15 protein-coding genes are annotated in these 15876 nt (G+C 32.9%); all 15 read left to right on the top strand.

Annotated elements, in window-relative coordinates:
- Positions 1–15 precede the first annotated feature (15 nt).
- Positions 16–1758 carry a FapA family protein gene (locus N4A40_14695; GenBank protein ID MCT4663103.1) on the top strand — a complete coding sequence of 581 codons (1743 nt, stop codon included), beginning with the start codon at positions 16–18 and terminating at the stop codon, positions 1756–1758.
- 27 nt (positions 1759–1785) lie between these two features.
- Complete coding sequence (locus tag N4A40_14690; GenBank protein MCT4663102.1) at positions 1786–2232, top strand: hypothetical protein; 447 nt, start codon at positions 1786–1788, stop codon at positions 2230–2232.
- 131 nt (positions 2233–2363) lie between these two features.
- Positions 2364–3062, top strand: a complete 699-nt coding sequence (gene rpsB, locus N4A40_14685; protein ID MCT4663101.1) for a 30S ribosomal protein S2 — start codon at positions 2364–2366, stop codon at positions 3060–3062.
- Positions 3063–3131: 69 nt separating this feature from the next.
- Entirely contained in the window at positions 3132–3779 is a 648-nt protein-coding gene (tsf, locus tag N4A40_14680) for a translation elongation factor Ts (protein ID MCT4663100.1), read from the top strand.
- A gap of 174 nt (positions 3780–3953) precedes the next feature.
- Positions 3954–4673: a UMP kinase gene (gene pyrH / locus N4A40_14675; GenBank protein ID MCT4663099.1), complete on the top strand. Its 720-nt coding sequence runs from the start codon at positions 3954–3956 to the stop codon at positions 4671–4673.
- Positions 4674–4677: 4 nt separating this feature from the next.
- Entirely contained in the window at positions 4678–5235 is a 558-nt protein-coding gene (gene frr, locus N4A40_14670; GenBank protein ID MCT4663098.1) for a ribosome recycling factor, read from the top strand.
- A gap of 1 nt (position 5236) precedes the next feature.
- Positions 5237–5428, top strand: coding sequence for a hypothetical protein (locus tag N4A40_14665; protein ID MCT4663097.1), 192 nt, complete (start codon positions 5237–5239; stop codon positions 5426–5428).
- A 45-nt stretch (positions 5429–5473) separates the two neighbouring features.
- Entirely contained in the window at positions 5474–6199 is a 726-nt protein-coding gene (locus N4A40_14660; protein ID MCT4663096.1) for an isoprenyl transferase, read from the top strand.
- A gap of 11 nt (positions 6200–6210) precedes the next feature.
- Positions 6211–6984: a phosphatidate cytidylyltransferase gene (locus tag N4A40_14655; GenBank protein ID MCT4663095.1), complete on the top strand. Its 774-nt coding sequence runs from the start codon at positions 6211–6213 to the stop codon at positions 6982–6984.
- A 142-nt stretch (positions 6985–7126) separates the two neighbouring features.
- The gene (locus N4A40_14650) at positions 7127–8308 is read left to right on the top strand and encodes a 1-deoxy-D-xylulose-5-phosphate reductoisomerase (protein MCT4663094.1); all 1182 of its coding nucleotides are present in this window, start codon (positions 7127–7129) and stop codon (positions 8306–8308) included.
- Positions 8309–9319: an RIP metalloprotease RseP gene (gene rseP, locus N4A40_14645; protein MCT4663093.1), complete on the top strand. Its 1011-nt coding sequence runs from the start codon at positions 8309–8311 to the stop codon at positions 9317–9319. It begins immediately after the preceding gene.
- 24 nt (positions 9320–9343) lie between these two features.
- Positions 9344–10405, top strand: a complete 1062-nt coding sequence (gene ispG, locus N4A40_14640; protein MCT4663092.1) for a flavodoxin-dependent (E)-4-hydroxy-3-methylbut-2-enyl-diphosphate synthase — start codon at positions 9344–9346, stop codon at positions 10403–10405.
- Positions 10406–10443: 38 nt separating this feature from the next.
- Complete coding sequence (locus tag N4A40_14635; GenBank protein MCT4663091.1) at positions 10444–14757, top strand: PolC-type DNA polymerase III; 4314 nt, start codon at positions 10444–10446, stop codon at positions 14755–14757.
- A 126-nt stretch (positions 14758–14883) separates the two neighbouring features.
- Complete coding sequence (locus tag N4A40_14630) at positions 14884–15348, top strand: ribosome maturation factor RimP (protein ID MCT4663090.1); 465 nt, start codon at positions 14884–14886, stop codon at positions 15346–15348.
- A 13-nt stretch (positions 15349–15361) separates the two neighbouring features.
- Positions 15362–15876, top strand: a 515-nt coding sequence (gene nusA, locus N4A40_14625) for a transcription termination/antitermination protein NusA (GenBank protein MCT4663089.1), incomplete at its 3' end; no start/stop codon positions are given.

Raw genomic sequence — 15876 nt, 5'->3', positions numbered from 1 at the left:
AATGGGGTGGCTTAATTGGCAAAAGGTATAGTTTTAAAAGGTAATGATTACAATTCTATGATTAGAAAAGGACTTGAAAAATTAAATAAGACAAAATCAGAAGTTGATATTAAGGTCTACAAGCTCAAGGATGAAAAACAAAAATACAAAGTAAAAATTATACTTAAAGAGGATAGTGTTAACGAACATGATTTGTTTGAGTTGAGCTTTGAATCAGATGGTGTCTATATGATATTTAAAAAAAATGTAGCGGATGAAAAAAATTTTTTAGCATACGTGAAAGAATATTTTAAGTATTTACAACTTGAGAATATAAACACTTCAGAATTAAGTGCGAGTAATCATGCCGAAGGAGACAAAATACTCGTAGCACCAATGCAAGAAGAGCCTAAAATTGATGAAAAAATGGCAATTAGAAATGCTAGTGATGGTATGAGCGCTTATGTTGAGTTCTATCCGGCTGTTAATGGTGAATCTTTAAGTGATAGTGATGTTAGAAATAAAATTGAAAGTAAAATAAATTTTGGTGTTATAGAAAGCAAATTGAGTGAATTCAAGAATAATAGATGTTATTTTAAAGAGATAATTATAGCTAGGGGCGTTGAGCCCCAAAATGGCACAGATGGTTTCATAGATTATAAAATTAATCTTGTAGAGGACACTACTCCAGAGATATTAGAGGATGGAACTGTTGACTATAAAGATTTACATACAATTACAACGATTAGTAAGGATGAAACTATAGGAATACTTCATAGTGCTAAAAGTGGGATTAATGGAAAGAAAATAGATGGTACTCCAATATTAGCTACCGATGGGAAAAAGATAAATATGACTTTTGGGAAGAATATAGCTATTAGCGATGATAAAAGGATATATTCTACTAGAGATGGCTTTGTTCAAAAAAAGAAAAATGCCATGGCTGTTATTGAATTACTTGAGATAAAAGGCGATGTAGACCCCTCAACTGGTAATATAGATTTCGATGGAAATGCTTTAATACAAGGAATCGTAAAAAGTGGATTTTCTGTACATGCACGTGATGGTATTGTGGTTAAAGGAGTTGCAGAAGGGGCTGTATTAGAATCTGATGGTGATATAGTTTTGAAAAAAGGAATGCACGGACATGAAGAGGGGATTGTTAGGACTAAGGGAAATGTTATTTCTAATTATTTGGCAAATTGTACTGTTGAAGCTGGAGGGGAGATAAAATCTGGAGCTATTATGCACAGCAAGATAGCCAGCCAGCAAGGGGTATATGCTCTTGGTAAAGGAGCTACTATAGTTGGTGGAATAGTCCGTTCTAAGGGAGATGTGCATGCCGGGGTAATTGGAAGTGAAGTTGAAACTGCAACTACCATTGAAGTTGGAGTGGATCCAGAACTTAAAAGGCGTCATGAGGTTGTTCATAATGATTTGATTTCGGAAAAAAATCAATTTGATAATATATCGAAATCAATATTGGTTTTGAGTAAAAAAGCTAAGTCAAGCGATTTGGGAGATAAGGATAAGAGAAAGCTAGCTGAGTTTTTGAAGAAGAAAAATGAATTAGAAGATGATATAAAAAAACTTGAAGAAGAGTATGAAAAAATAGAACAGCAATTTGAGCAATTAAATAAGGGTAAAATCAGAGTGGAAGACTGTATATATCCAGGAGTAAAGATTATAATTGGAAATGATGTAATGTTTGTGAGAAGAAAGTTAAATAAATGTTCTGTTTATAGGGCAGATGGAGAAATAAAAGTTGGGCCATATTAATGGCCTTTTTTTCTGAAGGAGAATACTATGGAGATAATTTTGATAGTCGCAGGAATAGTTATTATGTCTATTTCTTTTTATCATATTAAAAAGTATAGATATGAATTAAAGAAATTATCGAATGATATATATAAGGTACATGCTGATACTAAAGAGTATTATTTTATGATTCAAGATTTGATAGCTAAAATGGAAGAATTAGTAGACTATGAACTTACACAAATAGAGAGTAGAAGTAAAATAAAAAATGAGTATATAAATGAAGAAGGAATTTCTAATCATGGAGCTGATAAAACTAATTTTGAAGAGAAAATAGAAGAAATTGTAATATCAAAAAATGAAACAGATGAAGAAAAAATTCTAAAATTATATCAAGCGGGAATGTCGATTTCTGATATTGCAAAGAAATTTGAAAAAGGAATTCGTGAAATTGAAGTTATACTTAAGTTTGCTTTAAACAAATTGGAAAAATAACTTGTCAGGTCAGAACATTTATGGTATACTAACTAAGGTTAAAAACACACACACTAGCTGATTTTCTAGGAGGTGCCAAAGGTCCCTAGGAGAGATGATGCAGTGGAGGAAAAAACATGGAGGTGGCATTAATGTCAGTAATTACAATGAAACAATTATTAGAAGCTGGTGTACACTTCGGTCATCAGACTAGAAGATGGAATCCAAAAATGAAAGAGTATATCTTTACAGAAAGAAACGGTATCTATATTATAGATCTTCAAAAAACTGTAAAGAAAGTACACAATGCTTATGATTTCGTAAAAGAAATTGCAGCTGAGGGTGGAGATGTACTATTTGTTGGTACTAAAAAACAAGCTCAGGAGTCAATTGAATCAGAAGCTAAAAGAGCTGGTATGTATTTCGTTAACCAGAGATGGTTAGGTGGAATGTTAACTAACTTTAGCACAATCAAAAAGAGAATTCAAAGACTTAGACAATTAGAAAAAATGGCAGAAGACGGTACATTTGACGTTCTTCGTAAAAAAGAAGTTATTAAGTTGAAGCATGAGACTGAAAGATTAGAGAAATTCTTAGGCGGAATCAAGGATATGAAAGGTATACCACAAGTTTTATTTGTAGTAGATCCTAGAAAAGAAAGTATCGCTGTTAGAGAAGCTAAAATATTAGGAATTCCAGTAGTTGCTATAGTGGATACAAACTGTGATCCTGATGAAGTAGATTACGTTATTCCAGGTAATGATGATGCTATTAGAGCCGTAAAACTTATTGCAGGTGCTATGGCTGACGCAGTGATTGAAGGAAGACAAGGCGAACAATTAGAAGCTTAATCAAATAGAAAGGTAAGTTGGTGAATGAACCTCTTACCTTTTTACAAAGGTTAAACAGGAGGGATATACATGGCAATTACAGCAGCAATGGTAAAAGAATTAAGAGAAACTACTCAAGCGGGTATGATGGATTGTAAAAAAGCATTAGTGGAAACTGATGGTAATATGGAGCAAGCAATCGACTTTTTGAGAGAAAAAGGATTAGCTAAAGCAGCTAAAAAAGCTGGTAGAGTAGCAGCAGAAGGTTTAATTGCTTCTTATATTCACGGAGGAAGAATCGGTGTAATAGTTGAAGTTAATAGTGAAACTGATTTCGTTGCTAAAAACGAAGAGTTTAAAGCTTTTGCTAAAGATGTTGCAATGCAAGTTGCAGCACAAAACCCTCAATACGTTAGACGTGAAGAAGTTCCTGCAGAGGTAATCGAACACGAGAAAAAAGTATTGAAAGAGCAAGCATTGAACGAAGGTAAACCAGAAAAAATTGTTGAAAAAATGATCGAAGGTAGAATTGAGAAGTTCTACAAAGAGATTTGTTTAGTAGACCAACCATTCATCAAAGATGGTGACAAGACAGTTGGACAATTGTTGACAGAATTAATAGCTAAGCTTGGTGAGAACATGCAAATCAGAAGATTTGAAAGATTCGAAGTTGGCGAAGGTATTGAGAAAAAAGAAGAAAACTTTGCAGACGAAGTTGCAAAGCAAATGGCTCAATAGAACTGAGAAAGCTAAATGGAGAACACTAAGTGTTCTCCATTTGATTAAAGAAGTGTTTTATTGAGATTAAATTGCAAATAAAATTGACAAACTATTTATAAATTGTCAATTTTACTTGCAATTTAAAAGGAGTTATTGCTATAAATGTAGAACTATATACAGGGAGGCTATCAGATGATAGAAGAAAGTCAAATGAAAAGAATACTACTTAAATTGAGTGGAGAGGCTTTGAAAGGACAATCAAAGCAAATTTTTGACGAAGCTGTTTTGACAGAAGTAGGCATTAAAGTTAAATCTTTAGTTAGTCAAGGCATAGAGGTCGCAATTGTTGTTGGTGGTGGAAATCTTTGGCGAGGTAGAAATGATAGCCAGATGACTCAAGTGACATCAGATAACATAGGAATGATTTCGACAGTAGTAAATGCTTTGGCTGTTAGTGATTTTATCAATAATCAAGGGTGTAGAGCAGAAGTTTTGTCTTCAGTGCCTATGCCGAAGTTTTGTGAGTATTTCACTGCACAAAGAGCAGATCAGCTTTTAAATGAGAAAACTGTTGTTGTGTTAGCGGGTGGAACTGGAAATCCTTATTTTTCAACAGATACTACTTCAGCACTTCGTGCTGCTGAGATTAAAGCTGATGCCATATTGCTAGGAAAACAGGGTGTTGATGGTGTGTATGATAGGGATCCAGCTAAGGATTCTAATGCAAAAAAATTCTCTAATTTAACATACAAAGAAATTATTGAAAAAGATTTAAAGGTCATGGATGCTACGGCAGCATCGCTTTGTATGGGTACGGGGATTCCTATAATAGTTTTTGGAATAGATGACTTGGAGAATATTGATAAAGTTTTAAATGGAGAAAATGTAGGAACAATTATTAAGGAGGGGTAAACTTATGTATAATGAGGTACACAAAAGAGTAGAAGAAAAAATGAAAAAGACAGTTAGTGTTTATCAAAATGAATTGGTGACAGTTCGTGCAGGAAGAGCTAATCCTTCAATTTTAAATAAAATTACAGTAGATTATTATGGTGCAGCTACGCCGTTGAAGCAGATAGCGAATATCACTGTTCCGGAGCCTAGAATGCTTCAAATTAGTCCGTACGACATAACATCGTTAGCAGATATTGAAAAAGCAATTCTAGTATCTGAGTTGGGTCTTAATCCATCAAATGATGGTAAAATAATTAGATTGATTATTCCACAATTGACAGAAGATAGAAGAAAAGATTTAGTAAAATCGATTAAAAAAATGGCAGAAAATGCAAGAGTAGCTATTAGAAATGAAAGACGCCAAGCTAATGATGAGCTTAAAAAACTTCTTAAGTCAAATGAGCTTACTGAAGATGACGTGAAAGCTGGAGAAAAAACTATTCAAGATTTAACTGATAGTTATGTAAAAGAAATAGAAAAGCTTCTAGAATCTAAAGAAAAAGAGTTGATGGAGGTTTAATATGTTATCAAAAATGCTAATAGGCCTTGAATTAGATGAGGCAAAGCTTGTATTAGATAAACTACCTATGGAATACAAGTTGATTGAATGTACAAGTAGAAATAAGCATTTTGATGACTATCTAAACATTCAGAGAGTTATTAAACTATCAAAAAAAGGTGATTTTTTGGAAGTTTATCATTCGAAATTTTAATCCCCTGTTAACAGGGGATTTTTTTCTAAGAAAAGGAGAAGTGTTATGACAGAACTCAACAATATTGATAAAGGAAATCTACCAAAGCATGTTGCTATCATAATGGATGGAAATGGACGATGGGCGACACAAAAGAACTTACCTAGGACAGCTGGACATAAGCAGGGAGTAGAACAGCTAAAGAAAATATTAGAAGCGGCTGGTAATTTGGGAGTAGAAGTACTTACGGTATATGCTTTTTCCACTGAAAATTGGAATAGACCAGAGCAAGAAGTTGGTTTTCTCATGAAGATGATTTTAGAATATTTAAAAAGAGAGTCAAAAGAATTGATGAAAAATAGTATAAAGTTACAATTTATTGGAGAGAGAGAGAAGTTACCGTCTAAAGTATTCGATGCTATAGAAAAAGCTGAAAAAATGTCAAATGCGAATGACAAAATTATTTTCAATATTGCCTTGAATTATGGCGGACGATCAGAAATAGTGGAAGCTACAAAAAAGGTGATTAAAGACGTACAAAGTGGGAATTTAAGCATTGAGGAATTGAATGAAAACAATTTCCAGGATTATTTATATACAAAAGGACTTGAAGAGCCTGATTTACTTATTAGAACTAGTGGAGAAATGAGGCTTAGTAATTTTTTGCTGTATCAACTTGCATATAGTGAGTTTGTATTTGAAGAAGTGTACTGGCCAGATTATACACCTGAACACTTCTATAAAAATATAGTGACATTTCAAAAACGAAAAAGGCGATTTGGAGCCGTTTAAGGAGCTTGAATATGAAGACGAGAATATTGAGTAGTATAATTGGATTATGTTTACTTGCATTCGTACTTTGGAGTGGAGGTCTTATGATAGATATAGCTATTGTAGGACTAATAATTATAGCACTTTATGAAATGAAGACAGCTCTTGCAAAAAAAGGTATGCATATAAATTCCGTTTTGAATTTAGCAACAACATTTGCCATGATGCTTTGCGTGAGATTTGAAGAATATGAGTTATGCTATAAAATGATTCCCATAGTTGTAGCCATAAATGTTGTTTTATTTGTATTCAAAAGGGACGAGAGTTTAACAGATTTGATGGCAAATATTTTTGTTGTTGTCTATATAATATTATTTTTCTTTCATCTTACCTTTTTTGAATCACTTACCTATTTTGCGATTATACCTATTACAGCTTGGGGAAGTGATACTTTTGCATATTTTACAGGGTGCAAATTTGGTAAAAATAAACTTTGCCCTCATTTAAGTCCTAAAAAAACAGTTGAAGGCGCTTTAGGGGGAATAGTTGGAAGTTTAATTTTAGTTGTTTTATATGCTTTAATATTTAAAATAGATAATATGCTTTTTGTTATTTTAGCAGGGATATTTGGTGCTATAGCAGGACAGATAGGCGACTTAGTAGCATCAAAGATAAAACGAATTTGTGACATAAAGGATTTTGGATATATAATGCCAGGTCATGGAGGCGTGCTTGATAGATTTGACAGTATTCTTTTGACTACACCAGTAATTTATTTTTTATACAGTTTATTGATTTTAAATTAAAACTCTTGTAACAAAGTTATGTTATTGTATAATAGAATAGTAGCTTGAGAAATTCCTTTGTTTATTTATAGGAATTTACCGAAATCGGAAAGAGGCTTTATGAGCCTCTTTTAATTTTTTAAACTAATAGAGGTGCAAATATATGAAAAACATTATAATTATGGGATCAACAGGATCAATAGGAACACAGGCATTAGATGTTATAAGACAGCATGATAAAGAATACAATGTGGTTGGATTATCTGCTAGAAGCAGTGCTGAACTACTCATAGATCAGATTAAAGAATTTAAACCCAAGTATGTATGCATTCAAAATAGTGATTATGTTGAGCATATAAAGAGTGCTGTTGATTTTGATGTTAAAATATTTAGCGGAGAAGAAGGCTTAGTTAAATTGGCAAAAGTAGATGAGGGAGACTGTGTGTTGACTGCTGTTGTAGGAATAGCAGGTTTAGAACCAACAATTGAAGCTATTAGGAATGGGAAAAATATAGCCCTTGCAAACAAGGAGACTCTTGTAACCGCTGGAGAAATAGTAATGTCAGAAGCAAGAAAATATGGAGTTGAAATATTGCCAGTGGACAGTGAACATTCAGCGATATTTCAGTCGCTAAATGGAGAAAAAAGAGAACAAGTTTCTAAAATAATATTAACGGCATCAGGTGGACCATTTAGGACAAAAAATAAAGAAGAATTGAAAAAAGTAACACTAGAGCAAGCTTTAAAACATCCAAATTGGTCTATGGGGAAAAAGATTACTATAGATTCAGCAACTATGATGAATAAAGGATTAGAAGTTATTGAGGCTAAATGGCTATTTGATGTTGAATTTGATCAAATTGAAATACTAGTTCATCCACAAAGTATAATTCATTCTATGGTGGAATATGTTGATCGAAGCGTTATTGCTCAATTGGGAAATTCTGATATGAGAATTCCAATACAATATGCGCTTTCATATCCTGATAGAATTGAACTTGAAGCAGATTCGTTAGACTTGACAAAAATATCAAATTTGACGTTTGAAAAACCTGACTTTGAAAAATTCAGATGTTTAAGATTAGCAATCGAGGCACTAGAAAGTGGTGGGATAATACCTTGCGCACTGAATGCGGCAAATGAAGTAGCGGTTGAATTGTTTTTGAATGAAAAAATCGAATTTTTTGAGATATCAATTTTGATAGAAGAAACTATTAGCGACATTAAAAATATTATGTCACCAACGCTCGACGATATAATAAAAACAGACAAGCAAGTAAGGATCAAAACCCTGAAAAATGCAAAAAAATTAATTAAAACAACAGAAATGGAAGGAGAAATTTAAATGACAGCAATTGCGGCGATTTTAATATTTTTTATAACTGTATTAGTTCATGAATTTGGACATTTTATTGTTGCAAAAAAATCTGGAGTATTAGTTCATGAATTCGCAATAGGAATGGGGCCTAAAATTTATAGTAAAAAAGGTAAAGAAACATTGTATTCACTTAGGGCAATACCTATTGGTGGATTTTGTATGATGGAGGGTGAAGATACTGATTCTGCGAGTGAAAGATCTTTAACAAAACAGCATCCACTTAAAAGAATATTAGTTATGGCTGCTGGACCGCTTATGAATTTCATTTTAGCATTTGTATTACTTGCCATAGTTAATTTATCGATTGGAAGCATTACAACAACAATAGATATTGTATTGCCAGATTCTCCAGCTATGGAAGCGGGTTTAATTCAAGGCGATGAAATAGTTAGTATTGATGGAGAGTTAGTTGATTCATGGCAAAGATTTGCAGAAAAAATAAGTAGTATTGATTCTAAAAATATAAATGATATAAATCTAGGAATTAAAAGAGATGGTGAGTTAAAAGAAGTAATACTTTTACCAAAATATTTTGAATCGGAGAAAAGAGTAATGGTAGGGATACAGCCAACTCGAGAAAAAAATATATTTTTAGCAATAAAAGGATCTTTTGAATACCTTATAATGCTTATATCACTTATGTTCGATTTTATAATTAAATTATTTTCAGGCAAAATCAATGCAGATCAAGTAGGAGGACCTGTAGCTGTTGTATCTCAAATTGGAGAAGCTGCTAAATATGGAATTTTACCTCTTCTTAATTTTTCGGCTTTTATAAGTGTGAACTTAGGATTCTTTAATTTATTGCCAATACCGGCTCTTGATGGAAGCAGAATAATATTTGCTATAATAGAATGGATTAGAAAAAAACCAATTTCACCAGAAAAGGAAGGTATAGTTCACTTAGTGGGATTTGCTTTTCTGATGCTTTTGATGTTATTTGTAACGTATAAAGATTTAATAAAACTATTCGGATAAAAGACATAATAAGAGGTGTATGATATGAGAAGAGAAAGTACAAAAGTTTTGTGCCGTAATGTTGAAATTGGAGGATTTGCACCAATAACGGTTCAATCTATGACAAATACTAAGACATCTGATGCAAAAGCTACTATAGCTCAAATTCATAAATTAGAGAAAGTAGGATGCGATATAGTTAGAATTGCAATTCCAGATATGGAAGCTGCAGAAGCTATAAAAGAGATAAAAGAAAATACAAATATACCGTTAGTAGCAGATATACATTTTGATTATAGGCTGGCATTAGCTGCGATAGAAAATGGTATTGACAAAATCAGATTGAATCCAGGGAATATTGGCAGTGAAGAACGAGTTAAACAGGTTGTAGATGCTTGTAAATTTAAGAATATACCTATTAGGATTGGTGTTAATTCTGGCTCGGTGGGAAGAGAAATATTGAAAAAATATGAGGGCAAAGTTACGGTAGACGCACTTATAGAAAGTGCAATGGAACATGTGAATATTTTAGAAAAATATAATTTTGATCAAATAGTAGTGTCTATAAAGGCTTCTACAACAACGATGACTATAGAAGCTAATAGAAAAATAGCTAAGTTGATGCCGTATCCTCTTCATATTGGAGTTACAGAAGCTGGAACGACATACAGAGGAACTATCAAATCAGCAGTTGGAATAGGAACTCTTTTGAGTGAGGGAATTGGAGATACTATAAGAGTTTCTCTTACAGGCGATGTAGAAGAAGAAGTGAATGTTGGAAAAGAGATACTTAGATCTTTGGGATTATTGAAAGATAGAATAGAAATCGTATCTTGCCCTACTTGTGGGAGAACTAGAATTGATTTAGTTGATATAGCGGAAAAAGTAGAGGAAGCTATAGTGAAATTAGATAAATGTCCAAAAGATATAAAAATTGCTATAATGGGTTGTGCTGTTAATGGACCTGGAGAGGCTAGAGAAGCTGACATAGGTATAGCTGGAGGCGATGGATGCGCAGTTGTTTTTAAAAAAGGTGAAGTTATAAGAAAAGTAAAAGAAGCTGAAATTGTAGAAGCGTTGATGGAAGAACTTAAGAAAATGATTTAATAACTTTTAGTAATTGGAAAAAGATTGGAGGCAGTACTTTGAATTCGAGATTAAATTTGAAGGAGTTCATAGAAAAACAGAGTTTGAAGCTGGATAATATAAACTGCTATAGTAATATTGAGTTAGAAAGAGTTTTAGTTGATAGAATAAATCAAAAATTGATATTGAAATTAATTGGCCGAGATTTAGCAAAAAACGAATGGTTAGAAACTTTTAGAAAAAAACTTGTAGAAAAATATTCTGAGTTTAGTGATATAAACTATGATATGACTTATGAATGTAAAGTTGTTGATTTTGACGATGAGAGAAAAACTATTTTAGGAAGTTTGATAAGAAAATATGTATCAGATAGGTTTGTTTCTTGTAATGGATGGATAAATCAATGTGATATCAATATAGAAGCCAATTTACTTGAATTTAATATTCATCAAAGCTTACCTAAGGCAGTATTTGACAAGAGAAAAAGCGAAATAGATAAGGCTATTAGGATGCAATACGGTTCATTATTTGATTCGAATCTTGAAATTTTATTTTCAGAAAGTCAGAAGACATCGGATATTGATTATGAAAAAGAAAAAGAGGCTTTGGAGAAGAAATATGTAGAGCAGATAAAGATAGAGAAACCTGAAAAGAGAGAAGTAAAGGTTGATACAAATGGTGGGGAATCCCATGAAGTAAAAGCTGGATTATTCTACGGTAAAAAGATAGATGAAGCAATTGAAAAAATTGCAGAGCTAAATACAAATAGTGGAGAAGTTACTGTAAAGGGAGAAGTTTTTGGTTTAGAGATAAAGGAAATAAAAGGGAATAAAAAAATATACACATTTAATATAACAGATTATACCTATTCAATCGGAGCGAAACTTTTTGCAAACGAGAAACAACAACCAGCGTTAGATGCAAATCTTAAAAATGGAGAATTTTATAAGGTTAGAGGAGATGTTATTTATGATACATTTTCCAAAAGTGTTCTTATAGGTGCAAAAGCTATAGCTAAGTCTGTAGCACCAAAATCAAGGCAGGATTTGTCGGAACATAAAAGAGTTGAGTTACATTGTCATACTCAGATGAGTGATATGGATGGAATGACATCAATATCTGATATTGCTAAATTAGCAGCAGAATGGGGACACAAAGCACTTGCAATTACTGACCATGGTGTTGTGCAGGCATTTCCGGAAGGAATGGGTGCTGGAAAGAAAAATGGAATAAAAATGCTCTATGGAATGGAAGGATATTTAGTAAATGATGGCACACAGTTAATAGACTGTAAAGAAGAGTTGCCATTGTATACTGAATTTGTTGTATTTGACTTGGAGACTACAGGTTTTTCACCTATTACTAACAAAATCACCGAAATAGGAGCAGTTAAAATAGTAGAGGGGAAAATAGTTGATAGATATTCACAACTTGTAAATCCCGAGGAACCAATACCTCTTAAGATTCAAGAACTAACAGGGATTACAAATAACTTAGTAGAAAATGAACCTACAATAGAAAATTGTTTGAAAGATTTTCTGAATTTTGTTGGCGATGCAGTCTTAGTTGCACATAACGCTTCTTTTGATATGAGTTTTCTTAAAGAAAATGCTAGGAGAATTGGAGAAGATGTAAGAAATCCTAGTTTAGATACACTACAATTATCTAGAATACTGCTTAAAAATCTCAAGTCACATAAATTAAATAGAATTGCTAAGCATTTGAATATTAGCTTGGAAAATCATCACCGTGCAGTTGATGACTCGGCAGCAACGGGAGAAATTTTGTTGAAGTTTTTAGATATGCTAAAATCAATGAATTATCAAAAACTTCATGAAATTAACGAACTAGCGGAAGAACATCTAAATTACAAAAATCAGTCAACATATCATATCATAATATTGGCTAAAAATGCGATTGGAATCAAAAACCTATATCATTTAGTATCGGAATCGCATATAGATTATTATTATAGAAGACCAAGACTTCCAAGATCTATAATAGAAAAGTATAGAGAGGGGTTAATACTTGGTACAGCATGTGAAGCAGGAGAACTTTTTAAAGCAGTTCTAAGAGGAGCTTCAGATGAAGAGGTTAAAACATTAGTGGACTTTTATGATTTTTTAGAAATTCAACCTATTGGAAACAACCAATTTATGTTAGATCAAGGAACTGTGAAGACAGAGGAAGACCTTAGAAATTTTAATAGAAAAATTGTTGAATATGGAGAAATGTATGAAAAGCCTGTAGTAGCAACTGGCGATGTCCATTTTTTGAATCCAGAAGATGAAATTTATAGGAGAATATTAATGGCTGGAAAGGGATTTTCTGATGCTGACAAACAACCGCCACTCTATTTTAAAAGTACAGATGAGATGCTTAAAGAATTTAATTACTTAGGTTCAGATAAAGCTTTTGAAGTTGTCGTTACAAATACTAATAAAATAGCTGATGAGATAGAAGATTTAAAACCAATTCCAGATGAGACGTTCCCACCAGTTTTAGAAGGTTCAGATAAGGAACTTAGAGATATTTGTTATGCAAAAGCAAATGACATGTATGGAGAACCTCTTCCGGAGATTGTTAAAGATAGATTAGAGAGGGAACTTTCATCTATTATTGGCAATGGTTATTCAGTTTTATATATTATTTCACAGAAATTGGTTTGGAAATCTAATGATAGTGGATACTTAGTTGGTTCAAGGGGATCAGTAGGATCTTCGTTTGCTGCGACTATGTCGGGTATAACCGAAGTTAATCCTCTTCAGCCTCATTATTATTGCAAAAAATGTAAATATAGTGAGTTTCAAGAAGACGGAACTTATGGTTCGGGGGTAGATATGCCTGATAAGACATGTCCTAAATGTGGAGAAGAATTAACAAAAGATGGATTTGATATACCATTCGAGACGTTTCTTGGATTTGAAGGCGATAAAGAACCTGATATAGATCTTAACTTTGCAGGTCCTGCGCAAACAGAAGCCCATCAATATACAGAGGAATTATTTGGAGAAGGTTATGTATATAGAGCAGGAACAATAGGAACAATCGCAGAAAAGACAGCTTACGGATTTATAAAAAAATATTATGATGAGCGAGAAAAACCTCTAAATAGAGCTGAGGCAGATAGATTAGTACGAGGTTGTACGGGGATAAAGAGAACGACGGGGCAGCATCCTGGTGGAGTAATGGTTGTTCCAAACTATAAAGATATTCATGATTTTACTCCAATACAATATCCAGCTAATGATTCGAAATCAGGAACGATGACAACTCATTTTGATTATCATTCTATAAGTGGTAGAATACTTAAGCTTGATATACTAGGCCACGAGACGCCTTACATTATAAGAATGCTCGAACAATTTACCAATACAAATGCACAGGATATTCCACTAGATGATAAAGAGACTATGGGGATTTTCTTGTCTACAGATTCTTTAAAAGTAACACCAGAGCAGATAAATAGTCCTGTGGGCACATATGCTATACCAGAATTTGGAACTAAATTTGTTAGACAGATGCTAGTAGATACAAAACCAACTACATTTTCAGAGCTTATTCAGATTAGTGGATTGTCACATGGTACCGATGTATGGTTAAATAATGCTCAAGATTTGGTACGAGCAGGTATTACTACACTTAAGAGTGCAATATCAACTCGTGATGATATAATGGTTTATTTGATATACAAAGGTGTAGAGAAAAAACTGGCATTTACTATAATGGAAAAAGTTAGAAAAGGTAAGGGATTAATCCCAGAATATGAGGATGCTATGAGAGAACACGATGTACCAGAGTGGTATATTGATTCTTGTAAGAAGATAAAATATATGTTTCCAAAGGCTCATGCTGCGGCTTATGTAATGATGTCTTTTAGAATTGCTTATTATAAAGTGCATTATCCAGAAGCATTTTATGCAACTTATTTTACTATGAAGTGGGCGGATTTTGATGCAGATTTGATAATAAAAGGAGCAGATGCGATCTTAGAAAAGATAAAAGAATTAGAGCAATTAGGAAATTCTAAGACTGCAAAAGAGAAAAACTCATTGACTGTACTAGAAGTTGCACTTGAAATGTGGGCTCGAAACATTAAAATGAAGAAAGCGGATTTGTATGCATCGGATAGCGATGAATTTACATTAGATGAAGAGGGTATTATACCACCGCTTAAAGCACTACAGGGTGTGGGTGAAAATGCTGCTAAAAGTATAGTCCAAGCTAGGGGTAACGGCAAATTTATATCTAAAGAAGATATAGTAAATAGGGCTAAAGTATCTAAAACAGTTATAGAAGCAATGACACAGCACGGGTGTTTAGATGGCATGCAGGAAAAAAATCAATTGAGTTTATTAGAGTTTGATTTCTAATAATCTTTGTGATATACTGTAGTTGGACTTAATAGGTGATTGAATGAAAAGAGTGGGAGAACGCCCACTCTTTAATTTTTGTCACGAGGTAAAATGATTAAATCCATGACAAGGAGGTGAAGAAAGATGAGAAAAAAAGATCTTGAAAAAATGATATTGCAAACAAGTCAAGATATCGCTGATAATCAGGGAATAAAGGTTTGTGAAGTAGAATATGCTAAAGAGGGCGGTTACAATTATCTACGTATATACATAGATAAAGAAGATGGTGTTTCACTTGATGATTGTCAAGGATTAAGCCGAGAATTAAGCAAAAAGCTAGATGAAGTTGATCCTATTGAAGAAAATTATTTCTTGGAAGTCTCATCTTTGGGATTAGATCGACCATTAAAAACTATTGAAGATGTAGCAAATGCTATTGGCACAATGGTAGATGTAAGCTTCTACAAAAAAATAAATGGAGCTAAGAAATATACAGGTGAAATTTTAGATGTTGAAGAAAAGCTTATAAAACTGAAAATTACTGAAGAGGATACATTAGAATTCGATTTTGATGAAGCTTCTAAGATAAAATTATCAGTAGAGCTATAGGGAGGTAAGTGTAATGAACGCGGAATTCATTCAAGCGTTAGAAGAATTAGAAAAAAATAGAGGTATTGAAAAGACTATTTTGTTAGATGCTCTTGAAGCGGCATTGACTTCGGCTTATAAAAGAAATTTTGGTACTTCGCAAAATGTTGAGGTAGAAATAGATAGTGAAACAGGAGAAATTCATGTATATTCATTAAAGGAAGTAGTAGAGGATGTGTATGATTCACTTCTTGAAATTTCACTTGAAGAAGCACAAGATATAGACCCACTTTATAACTATGGTGATTTTTTGAGAATGGAAGTTACTCCAAAGAACTTTGGTAGAATAGCGGCACAAACGGCTAAACAAGTTGTTGTTCAAAGAATTAGAGAAGCAGAAAGAGATTTGATATTTGAAGAATACAATAGTCGTGAGTCTGATATAATTACAGGAATAGTTCAAAGAGTTAATAAAAACAATGTTTTAATTGACTTAGGAAAAACAGAAGGTATTATACTTCCTAGTGAGCAGATTCCAGGAGAATACTT

The sequence above is a fragment of the Tissierellales bacterium genome, assembly GCA_025210965.1.
In the GTDB taxonomy this organism is placed as follows: Bacteria; Bacillota; Clostridia; order Tissierellales; family JAOAQY01; genus JAOAQY01.
Note: the sequence above shows the minus strand (reverse complement) of the source record. Positions and strands in the feature narration are given on the sequence as shown.

Coding starts and splice junctions, on each gene's coding strand:
- N4A40_14690 (MCT4663102.1), top strand. CDS start 1,786: ATGGAGATAATTTTGATAGTCGCAGGAATAGTTATTATGTCTATTTCT.
- N4A40_14665 (MCT4663097.1), top strand. CDS start 5,237: ATGTTATCAAAAATGCTAATAGGCCTTGAATTAGATGAGGCAAAGCTT.
- N4A40_14655 (MCT4663095.1), top strand. CDS start 6,211: ATGAAGACGAGAATATTGAGTAGTATAATTGGATTATGTTTACTTGCA.
- N4A40_14660 (MCT4663096.1), top strand. CDS start 5,474: ATGACAGAACTCAACAATATTGATAAAGGAAATCTACCAAAGCATGTT.
- frr (MCT4663098.1), top strand. CDS start 4,678: ATGTATAATGAGGTACACAAAAGAGTAGAAGAAAAAATGAAAAAGACA.
- pyrH (MCT4663099.1), top strand. CDS start 3,954: ATGATAGAAGAAAGTCAAATGAAAAGAATACTACTTAAATTGAGTGGA.
- rseP (MCT4663093.1), top strand. CDS start 8,309: ATGACAGCAATTGCGGCGATTTTAATATTTTTTATAACTGTATTAGTT.
- N4A40_14650 (MCT4663094.1), top strand. CDS start 7,127: ATGAAAAACATTATAATTATGGGATCAACAGGATCAATAGGAACACAG.
- N4A40_14630 (MCT4663090.1), top strand. CDS start 14,884: ATGAGAAAAAAAGATCTTGAAAAAATGATATTGCAAACAAGTCAAGAT.
- ispG (MCT4663092.1), top strand. CDS start 9,344: ATGAGAAGAGAAAGTACAAAAGTTTTGTGCCGTAATGTTGAAATTGGA.
- rpsB (MCT4663101.1), top strand. CDS start 2,364: ATGTCAGTAATTACAATGAAACAATTATTAGAAGCTGGTGTACACTTC.
- tsf (MCT4663100.1), top strand. CDS start 3,132: ATGGCAATTACAGCAGCAATGGTAAAAGAATTAAGAGAAACTACTCAA.